The following is a 12719-nucleotide window of genomic DNA, read 5'->3' on the forward strand; positions in this document are numbered from 1 at the left end:
TGGGCCCCTTTGGCCCCGGGTCCCCGCACCCCACTGTCGCGGCTTCGCCGATTCGCATCGAGCGTTTACTGGCGGGACGGGCCAAACCCTCCAAGGGCCTCGTAAGACTCGGCGCCGCCGTGGTTGCGTTCGGTTCCGTGGTTAGGCGGACCGCGAGGGCCTCGTGAGACCCGGCACCGCCGCCGTCGGATTCGATTGGGGGTTAGGTAGACCCGCGAGGGCCTCGGGAGACTCGGCGCCGCCGTGGTTGCATTGGGGTTTCGGGGTTGTGTGGACCACTCAGGGCCTCGGGAGACTCGGCGCCGCCGTGGTTGCGTTCGGGTTCCGGGGTTGTGTGGACATCTCATCTCATGGGCTCGCTGAACTCGGCAGCGCCGTGGTCGGGTCCGGTTCCGGGGCAATGTGTAGCTTCACGGGCCTTGTGACACTCGACGCCGGCGTCGTTGTGTTCGGCGGTCAGAGCCAGTTGTTGCGGCGGAACAGGGCGAGGAGGGCGAAGCAGATTCCGAAGATGACCAGGAGTGCGACCGGGTAGCCCCAGGTGGTTTTCAATTCCGGCATATGCTCGAAATTCATTCCGTAGATTCCGGCGATCATGGTCGGGACGGCGGCCACGGCGACCCACGCCGAAATCTTGCGCATATCCGTGTTCTGCTGGACCGTGATCTTGGCCAGCGCGGCGTTGATGAGCGAGCTGAGGGCTTCGTCGAAATCGGTGATACGTTCGGCGACCGCGGTGTGATGGTCGGCGACGTCGCGGAGATAGCGGCGGACCTCGTCATCCAGCGGTAGATCCTTGTGCTGCACCAGCGTCTGCAAGGGGAGTGCCAGCGGATTCACCGCCCGCCGCAGTTCCACCACTTCCCGTTTGAGCTGGTATATCGATTCGACCGTGACCGGAGAACGCGGGGTGAAGATATCCTCCTCCATCGCGTCGATATCGAATTCCACCGATTGCACGACCTCGATATAGGAATCGACCACATGGTCGGCGATCGCGTGCAATACCGACCCGGGCCCGAGACGCAACCGGGCGGGGTCGGCTTCCAGACCGCTCCGCACCACCGACAGCGGTGAATGTTCGCCGTGCCGGACCGCGATCACGAAATCCGGTGCGACGAAGATCAGCAGTTCGCCCGTTTCCACGATTTCGCTGACGCTGTGCAATTCGTGTTCCCGGTACGTGACGGTGCGCATCACCACCACCAGGGTGTCGTCGTACCGTTCCAGTTTCGGGCGCTGATGTGCCTGCACCGCGTCCTCGACGGCCAGATCGTGCAGGCCGAACGTGCCGGCGATCTCGTCCATCTGCGCGGCATCGGGGTCGTGCAGGCCGAGCCAGACGAATCCGCCGTGCTCGCGCGCGGCGGTGAGCGCGCTGGTGTGCGTGTACCGGCCGGGCAGCCGCTTTCCGTCCACATAGACCGCGCAGTCCACGACCGCGCGGGCGGTGGGCACCCGGATATGCGGGACGGAAGGGGGCCGCCGCGTCCGTCCCGGGCTGTGGAACGGCAGCGGCAGGGAAGGCACGCCTCGATGCTAGCCCGCCCGTGCGAACAGCTCTCCGGGCGCGCACTGACAGACTGGACGGCGTGCGCATCGACCTGCATACCCACACCACCGCTTCCGACGGCACCGACACTCCGGCCGAGCTGGTGCGGAAGGCGGCCGACGCCGGGTTGGACGTGGTCGCGATCACCGATCACGATACGACCGCCGGCTGGGCCGCCGCCGAAGCCGCCCGCCCGGCCGGATTATCGCTGGTCCGGGGCATGGAGATGTCGTGTGTGGGGCGCGGTGTCGACGGCTGGCCGGTATCGGTGCATCTGCTGGCCTATCTGTTCGACCCCGCCGACGGCAGTTTCGCGGCCGAACGGGAACGTCTGCGCGGTGAGCGGGTGCAGCGGCTGCGCGCGATGGCCGAGCAGATGGCCGCGGACGGGTTACCCGTGGACCCGGAGGCGGTGCTCGCCTCGGCCGGCCCGGCGGCGGGCCGCCCGCATCTGGCCCGCGCTCTGGTGGAAGCCGGTGTCGTCCCGAGCGTCGAGGCGGCGTTCGGGCAGTTGCTGGCCGCGAACGGCCCCTACTACGTGGAGAAGGCCGATACACCCTTGCACCGGGCGGTGCAGATGATCACCGAAGCCGGTGGGGTGAGCGTGCTCGCGCACGGCCGGGCCCGCGCGCGCGGCCGGCTGCTCGACCTGGCGGAGATCCCGGCCCTCGTACCACTGGGTCTCGGTGGCCTGGAAATCGATCATCCCGACCACAACGACCGCGATCGGGCGGTACTCCGCGATCTGGCCGGTGAATACGGCTTACTCACCACCGGCTCCTCGGATTATCACGGCGCGAACAAAACCATCGAGCTCGGCGCCCGCACCACCGACCCGGCCCAATTCGAGAAACTGGCCGGCCGGGCCACCGGCGTCCCGGTACTGGCGTCATGAAAGTCGTACGCGGACTCAGTGGAACCGTCGCGGCCGGTCTGTGCGTTCTGGCCTGCGTCGTGGTGGGGGCGGCCTTGATCGGCGCCCGCCGGGGGTTCCCCGGCCCCGGCGCCGAATCGGTCGGCGCGCATATCGTGGTCGCGGTGATCGCCCTTGCGGCGCAGATCTATTCGGACCGCAAACGCGGCACCGCATCGCTCGCCGCCGCCGTGCTCATCGTCGGCGCCGCGACGATTCTGCTCTGGACCCAATGGTGGGGGTAGCCCGGCTTCACTTCGTGCACCCGTATCCGGCGGAGCTGTCTCACCCCGCGTCCGGGCGGGCCGGGAGTTTCCGCTTACGGGAAGGTAATGGCCGCGTCCTACGCTGAGCCCGTGGTGTTCGATACCCGATCCGCGGCGCCGGTTTGGCGTTCGACTCCGGACCTGGCACAATGTTGCGGATTCCCGATCGTTGCCACCGCCGGGTCGGGGATATCGGGCGCTCACCGCCACGCGACGCACCGTCGCGGCCGGAGCCGGGCGCCAGTCGAGTTCTGCCGGACCAACCCGTCCGAAATCCACCCGAACCCCTTGTTGCTCGCAGTCAGCGCCTCGCCGATCCCGGCGCGAGGTGTCCCGCGGACATCCGGGTGCATTGCTTCGCCGGTAAACCGCCTGGTCGAGAAGTCGCGGTACCCGCGCACGCGGGGAAGAGCTCGATATGACGCAGATAACACCGAATACCCGGCGGTAACCGTCCACCGGTTACGACCGCAACCAGCAGGAGTGAAATCGTGTCCTCTGTGACTGACACACCGAACGCCACCGCCAGCAAGAGCGAGGCCGAAGACCTCGCGGCGATCACTCATGAGGAGATCTTCGCCGGTCACCTCGGCGGCAAGCTATCGGTAGAACTCAGTGCCCCGCTCGAGACCCAGCGCGACCTCTCGATCGCCTACACCCCGGGAGTGGCGCAGGTGAGCCGCGCGATCGCCGAGGACGAGAGCCTCGCCAAGCGCTACACCTGGACCGACCGTCTCGTCGTCGTGGTCAGCGACGGTTCCGCGGTGCTCGGCCTCGGTGATATCGGCCCGCGCGCCTCGCTGCCGGTGATGGAAGGCAAATCGGCGCTGTTCAAGAAGTTCGCCGGGCTGGATTCCATTCCGATCGTCCTCGACACCAAGGATGTCGACGAGATCGTGGAAACCCTGGTGCGCCTGCGGCCCAGCTTCGGTGCGGTGAACCTGGAAGACATCTCCGCCCCGCGCTGCTTCGAAATCGAGAAGCGGGTCGTCGAGGCGCTGGACTGCCCGGTGATGCACGACGATCAGCACGGCACCGCCATCGTGGTGCTCGCGGCGCTCAACGGCGCGGCCCGGGTGCAGGGCCGGCCCACCGCCGGCCTGAAGGTCGTGGTCTCGGGTGCCGGAGCCGCGGGAGTCGCCTGCACGAATATCCTGCTCGCCGCCGGTGTCGCCGATGTGACGGTGCTCGACTCCAAGGGCATCGTCAGCCGCGACCGCACCGATCTCAACGCCGTCAAAGCCGATCTGGCCCAGCGGACCAATCCGCGCGGCCTCACCGGCTCCGCCGCCGACGCGCTCACCGGCGCCGATGTGTTCCTCGGCCTGTCCGCGGGCACCATCGCCGAAGAGCTCATCGCCTCGATGGCGCCGGAAGCGATCGTGTTCGCCATGTCCAACCCGGACCCGGAGATCCATCCGGAGGTGGCCCGTAAATACGCCGCCATCGTCGCCACCGGACGCAGCGACTTCCCGAACCAGATCAACAATGTGCTGGCCTTCCCCGGTGTGTTCAAAGGCGCCCTCGACGCGGGCGCCCGGCGGATCACCGAAGGTATGAAGATCGCCGCCGCCGACGCGATCCTCGGCGTGGTCGCCGATGAACTCGCCGTCGACAAGATCGTGCCCAGCCCCCTGGACCCCAGGGTCGCCCCGGCGGTCGCCGACGCGGTCGCCGCCGCCGCCCGCGCGGAAGGCGTCGCCTGATAGATCGTTCCGCCTTACCCGGGCGGTAACCGCAACTACAGCACCCGGCCGAGACCAATGGCCGGGTGCTGTAGTTTTTTGTGCTGTCCGGTGCCCGGGTGGCGGGCGCGGCCTGGGTACGGAAGTGGGTGTCTCGCGCGATGGTGCTGGCGGCGTCGATGCGTGTCGTGGGTCGGGTGCTGGTGCCGGTGTTCGCCGTGCTGGCGGTTTCCTGTGGTTCCGGGGAGGCGGCCGATCCGCTGGTGGTGGGGGCGCAGGAGTCGGCGCAGTCGCGGGTGCTGGCGGAGATCTATGCGCAGGCGCTCGCGCGGACGGGGGCCTCGGTCCGGGTGGAGCCCGGGCTGGGGGACCGCGCGGAGACGCTGGCGGCCTTGGGGGCGGGAACCGTCGCGGTGGTCGCGGACACCAACGGGGCGCTGCTCGGGGAGTTGAACACCGGGGCGGACGCCGAGACGGTGGAGGCGGTCACCGAGGAGCTGAACGGGTCGCTGCCGCAGGACACGGCCGTTTCCGATCCTGCGGACGGCACCGATTTCGGGCCGCGAGTGCTGATCACCACCGCTACCGCCGAACAGCAGGGGATTGCCTCTGTCGCGGATTTGGCCGCCCGGTGCCCGAGGCTGGTCGCGGGGACGGCGGTGGTGCCGGGCCTGCTCGACCTGCCCGCGGTCGCGGCGCGGATCTCGGGCTGTGAATTCGCGTCCACTCAGCAGTTCACCGATCTCGCCGAGCTGCGGCGAGCTCTGCTGGATGGGCGGATCCACGTGGCTGTGCTGGGTGGTCCGGCCGAATTCCTGCCGGGCGGTATCGACGGACTGACGGTCCTGGCCGATTCCGAGGAGGCGATCCGCACCGAGAACCCGGTCGCGGTGGTGCGCAAGGGCGTGCTCGACGAGCGGCAGGCCGAGAAGCTGAACTACGTCGCGGGGGAGCTCACCACCGACGAACTGGCCGCGTTGATCTTGCGGGTCCGGGACGCGGCCGCCGACCCCGCCGACCTGGCCCGGACCTGGCTGGACGCGCACGGTCTGTAGCCCGGGTTACGATCGGTCCGATATGCCCGGAATGTTGGTGCGGCCCGCGGTGTCGTACCAGATGTCCGGAGTGATCGCGGCATGAATCATGTGCTGTCACCGCGCCCTGGCGAGGGCCGGCCGGTGGCGGTCGGGTGGTGCGATCGTCATAGCGCACCGCGACGGATCCATGGGCCGGCGCCGACGGCGCCGCCGGGACAGGAATGGAATCAATGCCCACTCAACGTAATCCATGGCCGGCCTTGGGAGCCTTGGTCGTCGGATTCTTCATGATCCTGCTCGATGTCACTATCGTGGCCGTCGCCAACCCCGCGATCATGACCGATCTGCACGCCGATATCTCCGCGGTCATCTGGGTGACCAGCGCCTATCTGCTCACCTATGCGGTGCCGCTGCTCATCACCGGGCGCCTCGGCGACCGATTCGGGCCGAAGAACGTCTATCTGGCCGGGCTGGTCGTATTCACCCTGGCCTCGCTGTGGTGCGGGCTGGCCGGCGATATCGAGACGCTGATCGCCGCGCGGGCGGTGCAGGGCCTGGGTGCGGCGTTGATGACGCCGCAGACCATGGCCGTCATCACCCGGACCTTCCCGCCGGAGGGCCGGGGTGCGGCCATGGGGTTGTGGGGCGCGGTGGCGGGTTTGGCCACGCTGGTGGGCCCGATCCTCGGCGGTGTCCTGGTGGACGGCCTCGGCTGGGAGTGGATCTTCATCGTCAACGTTCCGGTCGGGGTGCTGGCCTTCGTCTTGGCGGTCTGGCTGGTGCCCGCGCTGCCGACACATCAGCACAAGTTCGACTGGCTTGGTGTGGTGCTGAGTGCGATCGGCATGTTCCTGCTGGTGTTCGGGATTCAGGAGGGCAATGCCAACGACTGGTCGGCGAAGATCTGGTTGATGATCGTGGCCGGTATCGCGGTGCTGGCGGTTTTCATCCTGACCCAGGCCCGCGGGACCGGCGAGCCGCTGGTGCCGCTCGGATTGTTCCGGGACCGGAACTTCTCGCTGTCCAATCTGGCGATCGCGAGCATGGGTGCCTCGGTAACCGCCGTCATGGTGCCGCTCTACTTCTATCTGCAGGCCGTGCACGGGATGACCCCGACCCGGTCGGCGCTGGTGCTGGCGCCGATGGCGATCATCACCGGATTCGCCGCGCCGGTGGTCGGCAAGTTGTACGGCCGGTTCCCGCCACGGCTGTTCCCGACGATCGGGTTCCTGCTGTTCTCGGCTTCGGTGGCGTGGTTCGCCCTGGTGATGCGGGATCCGCACGCGAATATCACCTGGTTGGTCGTCGCGGGTGGGGTGGCCGGGCTGTCCAACTCCTTCATCTGGGCGCCGCTGGCGACCACGGCCACCCACAACCTGCCGATACCGCAGGCCGGTGCCGGTGCCGGAATCTACAACACGACCCGCCAGGTGGGTTCGGTGCTGGGCAGTGCGGCGATCAGCGCGCTGGTGGCGGCCAGGATGAGCGCCCAGGGCCTCGGCGGCGCACCCGCGGGCGAGGGAATGGGCACCGAGCAGGTACCCGAACCGGTGCGGCAGGCGTTCAGTACCGCGCTCAGCCAGTCCACCTATCTTCCGGCGGCGCTGCTGCTGATCGGCATGGTGGCTTCGGCGCTGTTCCTCCGCAACCCGAAGCCCGCACCCGCCGGCCCGGCGGATGCGCCCAAAGCGGACTCGCTGACCCGTTAGGCCGTAGCGCGGTTCCTGTTCACGGCAGGGGAGCGAGTGAACCGCGCGCCCCTCCGGGTGCGTCCGGGAGTTCGATGCCCGGCCGGCGATCCAGCGTGTCGAGGTAGCGGCGGTGAACAGCGGCGACCTCGTCGTCCAGCGTCGCCGGCGTCCACGACGCCGTATCGATCGGATCGAGGACCGTGACGTCGATCGTCCCCGGCCGGACGACGAGCGAATTGCGCCACAACGCCCGGCCCGCGTTGTGGATGACGATCGGGACGATCGGTACCCCCGCTTGGGCGGCGAGGTGGAAGGCGCCCTTCTTGAAGGTCTGCAGCCGGGGCGTCGACGATACGCGTCCCTCCGGCGCGATGGCGACCGAGTTACCCGCCCGGAGTTCACCGACCAGCGAGTTCAGCGCCTGTTGCGCGCCCCCCGGCGTGGAGCGGTCGATGAACAGCGAACCGACGACCTTCAGCAGTGGGCCGAAGATCGGATATTTCTGCGCCTTCCGGGTGGCCACCGGAGTGAAGGAGTCACCCACTACGTAGGGGACGATCAGTGTGTCGATCTTGCTCTGGTGGTTGAAGAGGAAAACCGCGGGCCTGGTGGTCCGGACGGTTTCCGCGCCTGTTACCCGGATGCGCAGGCCGGCGCAGCGCAACGCTGCCGCCGGAACCCAGCGCAGTATCCGGCGGCGCAGGGCACGACGATCACGGCCGGGCGAGCACACCATCGCCGCTCCGGCCGCACCGATCACCGCGAGCAGACCGAGCAGCGTGCGGCCCAGGTGGTAGAGATTCCTGCCCCGGCGCTCGAATCGCAGCGTGGTCCAGCCGCCGGCGGTCGCGGCAGCGGCGAGCTCGCGGTCCGGATTCACCGCTATCGGGTGGCCGACCAGCTCGAGTAGCGGGCGATCGGCGCCGCCGTTGGAGTACCCGAAGCTGTTCTCGAGGTCGAGATCGTGGGCGATGGCGAATTCCGCCACCAGCTCGGCCTTGTGCCGGCCCCACACGATCTCGCCCTCGACCTCGCCGGTGAGTACTCCCCCCGACACCACCGGTTCGGTACACAGGACATGCTCGATCCCCAGTTCCCGGGCCATGAGCCGCGTCTGGAATCGTGTCGCCGCGGTCGCCAGCACCACCGTATGACCCGCGCGCAGGTGTTCGCGGATGAGCCCCCACGCCTCGTGCCGGAGATTGCGCGCGAGATGGTGGTGGCACAACCGATCCTCGGCCGCTTCGAGATCGGCCACCGGGCGTCCCCGCCAGATCTCGGAAACCAGGCGGCCGATCAGCTCGCGGTGGATGTCGTTCTTCCAGCCCGCCAGGCCCGGCAGCAGAACGGTGGCGTCGTCACCCGACCGGCCCGGCCGGCCGAAGCGAAGGGCGGCGACACCGTCGACGATTGTGCCGTCGAAATCGAAGAAGGCGGCGATCCGGGGGCCACCAGGCCCGGTTCGTATCGCCTGAACGACCGATTCGATCGAATTCCCCACTGTACTCACGTTCTTCATTGTGGCCGGCCGATCAGCTCGCGGCCGCCGGTACCGGCGCCGTGGCCGGAGCGCCGGGACCGGCGATCGTAACCCGGGTCATTGCGCGCACCAACCCTTTCCGGAGCCGGTCGGTACCGATTCGCTCGGTGGCACAATAGGAAACCGAATATGCCTCCCCGATGGCCCGGGTGACGCGGAGCGGATCGGTATCGTGGAAGCGAATTCCCTTCATCCAGGGCAGTGGGGCGATACCCAGTACATATGGTCCGGGCTCGTTCGTCGCGAAACGGAGCCGGGACAGTTCTGCCCGGTCCTGCCGGCGAGCGCGGCGGGCCTCGAGATAGGCGGTGCCCAGACCGTCGCGTATTCGCCCGAGATACTGCGCGTAGGCGTGATGGGCCAACGAATTACGGGTGGGCGACGACCGCATGCGGCGCGCACCGAGAGACAGGACGTGGGTACAACCGTCGTCGAGAGCGATGCGGAACTGCGCCGGGGCGAGCAGGGCCCCATCTACCAGGCTGCGCCCGGCGATATGCGATTGTCCGTTGACCGCGAGCGGCGGTCGTGCGCTCGCCCGCAGGTATTCCTTCAGTTCGTCGCCCGAAGTGAAACCGCGGGCCGCGAACGTTTCCCGCGCATCCAGGTCGGTGGTCAGCACCACCAGCTCGACCGGCGATCGCACTGCCGCGTCGTAATCCAGCGGCTTCGCCGATCCGAGCACTTCGTCGAAAACGTATCCGAGATCGACAACCGATCCGCCGTGCAGCGGGCGCGAGTATCGGATGAACCGGTCGGTGGCCAGGTCCTCATAGTAGATCGAGAGCGGATACCAGCAGGTACCCGCCGGCTGTGCGAGGAAGTACGCGGCATTGAGCGCACCGGACGAACATCCGTAGACCACATCGAACGCATCGCGGAAACCCGCATCGTCGAGTTGGACGCACATGGCGGCGGATATCGCCCCCCGCATCCCGCCGCCCGCGACGGTCAACGCGACCTTCGCACCATCCCGTCGATCGCCCGGTTTACTGCCGCTGTCCCGCCGCCGACGCAGGATCTCCATTACCGGATGATCTGGATTCCAGTAGTTTTCGATGTCGACTCCCGATTCCCGCCCGGAACAATTCACCACACTGCGGCTGAATTATTCCGGGCGGGAATCGGGTTTCTCACGCCCAGGAAGGATTCGTTTACGGTGGGTTGAGGTCGGCCCGGCGCGGCACCGATCCGGCGCAGTGGGGCGCTGGATTGTGGCCCCGTGCCGGTGTTCGGACCGCGAGACGATGCGCCGAAGGCGCGGGTGCCGCCGGCCCGAACACAGAGGCCGAGGGGATCGAACTCCGCGCCGACGGAATCGGGGCAGGAGAACTCGGCTCAGCTGTAGATCTTCTCGACCTCGTCGGCGTACTGCTTCATCACGACGGCGCGCTTGAGCGACATCTTCGGGGTGAGCTCCCCGGTCTCCTGGGTCCAGTCCACGGTGAGGATATTGATCTTCTTGATCTGTTCCGCCTTGGAAACCTTCTTGTTGGTTTCGGCGACGGCTTTCTCCACCTCGGCGACAAGCGCCGGATTCTTGACCAGTTCCGCGATATCGACGCCGGCGGCGACGTTGTTGCGTTCCTTCCAGCCCGGCAGGGCCTCCGGGTCGAGGGTGATCAGCGCGCCGATGAAGGGTTTGCCGTCGCCGACGACCATCACCTGGCTGATCAGCGGATGCGCGCGCAGCGAATCCTCGAGCACCGCGGGGGAGACGTTCTTACCGCCGGCGGTGACGATGATTTCCTTCTTGCGGCCGGTGATGGAGATGAAACCGTCCGCGTCGATCGCGCCGAGGTCGCCGGTTTTGAACCAGCCGTCGTCGAACGCGTCCGCGGTGGCTTCGGCGTTACCCCAGTAGCCGCCGAACACCACCGAACCGCGCAGCAGCAGTTCGCCGTCTTCGGCGATCTTGGCGGCATGACCCTCGATCGGCCGGCCGACCGAGCCCACCCGGATGTGCTCCGGGGTGTTGACCGAGATGGCGGCGGTGGTTTCGGTGAGGCCGTAGCCCTCGTAGATGGTGACGCCGATACCGCGGAAGAAATGCCCGAGCCGGGCGCCCAGCGGCCCGCCGCCGGAGACCGCGGCCTGGCAGTTCCCGCCGAGCGCGGCGCGGAGTTTGCCGTAGACCAGTTTGTCGAACAGCGCCCGCTTGGCCTGCAGCACCAAGCCGGGTTTGCCCTTTTCCAGGGCCTCGCTGTATTCGATCGCGGTGGCCGCGGCGGCGTCGAAGATCTTGCCCTTGCCCTCGTCGTGCGCCTTCTGCTTGGCCCCGTTGTAGACCTTCTCGAACACGCGCGGAACCGAGAGCACGAAGTCCGGTTTGTGTTCGGCGAACTGCTGCACCAGGGTGCTCCAGTCCGAGGTGTGCGCGACGGTGACCTTCGCGTCGAACGCGGCCAGCCCCACGGCGCGGGCGAAAACATGCGCCAGCGGCAGGAACATCAGTGTCTTCTTACCGGGCGAGAGGAACGAGCCCAGCGCGATCCGGTCGGAGCGGGATTCGGCCCACAGGTTGGCATGGGTCAGCATGACGCCCTTGGGCCGGCCGGTGGTGCCGGAGGTGTAGATGAGGGTGGCGGGGGACGCCGCGTCGACCTGGGCACGGCGGTCGTGTACGGCCTGGTCGTCGAGTTCGGCGCCGCGTTCGATGAGCGTATCGATGGCGGCGGAGTCGATCTGCAGGGTTTCGCGTAGCTGCGGCAGTTCGGCCTGGTCGATTTCGGCGATCACACCGCGGTGCTTGTCGTTCTCCACGACGAGCAGCACGGTGGCCGAATCCTGCAGGATCCAGCGCGCCTGTTCGGCCGAAGAACTGTCGTAGATGGCGACGGTGCAGCCGCCGGCCGCCCAGATGGCGTAGTCGAGCAGCGCCCACTCGTAGCGGGTGGCGGCCATGATGGCGACGCGGTCGCCCAGTTCGATACCGGAGGCGATCAGGCCCTTGGCGACATCGGTGACCGACTTCGCGAACTCCGCGGCCCGCACATCGCGCCAGCCGCCCCGGCCGTCGGGGACATTGAACATGACCGCGGCGGGGGATTCCTTCGCGTGCCGGAACACGCTGTCGGAATTGTTCGCGTCCTCCGGGATGGTGTAGGAAGCCGGGGCTTCGAACTCGCGCATCATTGCCTTTCCCTGTTTGCTAACTGGTCGGTAATTTACGCCACCGGCGACATCCGGCGGCGGGCCACCCGTGAATGCGCAGGAGTTCACGGTGTGGCCCGGGCTGACGAGTTCCGATCAGATGATCATCCTAGGTCGCTCGCCGGTTGCTGATCCATGGCTTGCCGCAGGAAACCGGCCATTTCGGTCAGCACGGCGGCCGCGGGGCCGACCAGTGCGGCCTGGAGCTGGGCGACATGCCACAGCCCACGGCTCTCGGTGAACTCGACCGTGACCCCGGCCGCCCGCAACGCGGCGGTGAGAGCGACGCACTGCGGATGCAGCAGTTCGTCGACATCGGCCTGGATATAGACCGGCGGCAGTCCCGCCAGCACCCCGTGCAGCGGGGCGTACCCGGCGTCCTGGCAATCACCGGTGCCCAGGTAGGCCGCGGCGCAGGCACGCGACCAGGGGCCGTTCACCACCAGGTCGCGGGGGCGTTCGGACAACTCGTTCGGATCCACCCAGGGCGCGATCAACCCGAGCGCGGCCGGCGTGTACCGGTGCCGGGCGATCAGCCGCTGGGCCAGGGCCAGGGACAACCCGCCGCCCGCCGAATCGCCGGCGATCGCGATCCGGTCCGGACGGTAGCCGTATTCGGTGACCAGTTCGAGGAACGCGGCCTCGGCGTCGTCCAGGGCCGCGGGGTAGGGATGTTCGGGCGCCAGCCGGTAGTCGATCGCGTAGACCGGCACACCGGTCGCGGCGGCGAGGCGGCCGTTCAGCGACCGATGTGTGGCCAGCGATCCCACGGTGTACCCGCCGCCGTGCAGGTTGAGCACGGCGGGGGGGTGGGTTTAGGCGGGGTTGCGCGGGGCGGGCCGTTGGGCCGGCCGCCCCCCGCGCCGCAGTTTATACCCCCGG

At 68.1% G+C, this 12719-nt stretch carries 10 protein-coding genes; 5 read left to right on the forward strand and 5 right to left on the reverse strand.

Going from position 1 to position 12719, the window contains the following annotated elements:
• Nucleotides 1-456: 456 nt before the first annotated feature.
• A complete protein-coding gene (locus tag QH276_RS14960) occupies nucleotides 457-1530 on the reverse strand; it encodes a magnesium and cobalt transport protein CorA (RefSeq protein ID WP_432278717.1) in 1074 nt (357 codons plus the stop codon).
• 62 nt (nucleotides 1531-1592) lie between these two features.
• On the opposite strand from QH276_RS14960, the gene QH276_RS14965 reads away from it, so the two are divergent.
• The 5 genes from QH276_RS14965 to QH276_RS14985 all read left to right on the forward strand — a co-directional run bounded on the left by QH276_RS14965 (nucleotide 1593) and on the right by QH276_RS14985 (nucleotide 7162).
• Nucleotides 1593-2447 (forward strand): PHP domain-containing protein, encoded by an 855-nt coding sequence (locus QH276_RS14965; RefSeq protein ID WP_280401440.1) that lies wholly within the window; start codon nucleotides 1593-1595, stop codon nucleotides 2445-2447.
• Nucleotides 2444-2710 carry a hypothetical protein gene (locus QH276_RS14970; protein ID WP_280401441.1) on the forward strand — a complete coding sequence of 89 codons (267 nt, stop codon included), beginning with the start codon at nucleotides 2444-2446 and terminating at the stop codon, nucleotides 2708-2710. Before QH276_RS14965 ends, QH276_RS14970 begins: the two co-directional genes overlap by 4 nt.
• Nucleotides 2711-3231: 521 nt before the next feature.
• Entirely contained in the window at nucleotides 3232-4437 is a 1206-nt protein-coding gene (locus tag QH276_RS14975) for an NAD(P)-dependent malic enzyme (RefSeq protein ID WP_280401466.1), read from the forward strand.
• Nucleotides 4438-4565: 128 nt separating this feature from the next.
• Nucleotides 4566-5471: a glycine betaine ABC transporter substrate-binding protein gene (locus QH276_RS14980; protein WP_280401442.1), complete on the forward strand. Its 906-nt coding sequence runs from the start codon at nucleotides 4566-4568 to the stop codon at nucleotides 5469-5471.
• 212 nt (nucleotides 5472-5683) lie between these two features.
• Entirely contained in the window at nucleotides 5684-7162 is a 1479-nt protein-coding gene (locus tag QH276_RS14985; protein ID WP_280401443.1) for an MDR family MFS transporter, read from the forward strand.
• A 19-nt stretch (nucleotides 7163-7181) separates the two neighbouring features.
• Here QH276_RS14985 and QH276_RS14990 read toward each other — a convergent pair whose 3' ends face one another.
• The 4 genes from QH276_RS14990 to QH276_RS15005 all read right to left on the reverse strand — a co-directional run bounded on the left by QH276_RS14990 (nucleotide 7182) and on the right by QH276_RS15005 (nucleotide 12637).
• Nucleotides 7182-8654, reverse strand: a complete 1473-nt coding sequence (locus tag QH276_RS14990; protein ID WP_280401444.1) for an HAD-IB family hydrolase — start codon at nucleotides 8652-8654, stop codon at nucleotides 7182-7184.
• A gap of 22 nt (nucleotides 8655-8676) precedes the next feature.
• The gene (locus QH276_RS14995; RefSeq protein ID WP_280401445.1) at nucleotides 8677-9711 is read right to left on the reverse strand and encodes a patatin-like phospholipase family protein; all 1035 of its coding nucleotides are present in this window, start codon (nucleotides 9709-9711) and stop codon (nucleotides 8677-8679) included.
• A gap of 311 nt (nucleotides 9712-10022) precedes the next feature.
• Entirely contained in the window at nucleotides 10023-11816 is a 1794-nt protein-coding gene (locus QH276_RS15000) for an AMP-dependent synthetase/ligase (protein WP_280401467.1), read from the reverse strand.
• Nucleotides 11817-11941: 125 nt separating this feature from the next.
• The gene (locus tag QH276_RS15005; RefSeq protein ID WP_348536956.1) at nucleotides 11942-12637 is read right to left on the reverse strand and encodes an alpha/beta hydrolase; all 696 of its coding nucleotides are present in this window, start codon (nucleotides 12635-12637) and stop codon (nucleotides 11942-11944) included.
• Nucleotides 12638-12719: the final 82 nt, after the last annotated feature.

The organism is Nocardia carnea (assembly GCF_029869215.1).
GTDB classification, from domain to species: domain Bacteria; phylum Actinomycetota; class Actinomycetes; order Mycobacteriales; family Mycobacteriaceae; genus Nocardia; species Nocardia carnea_B.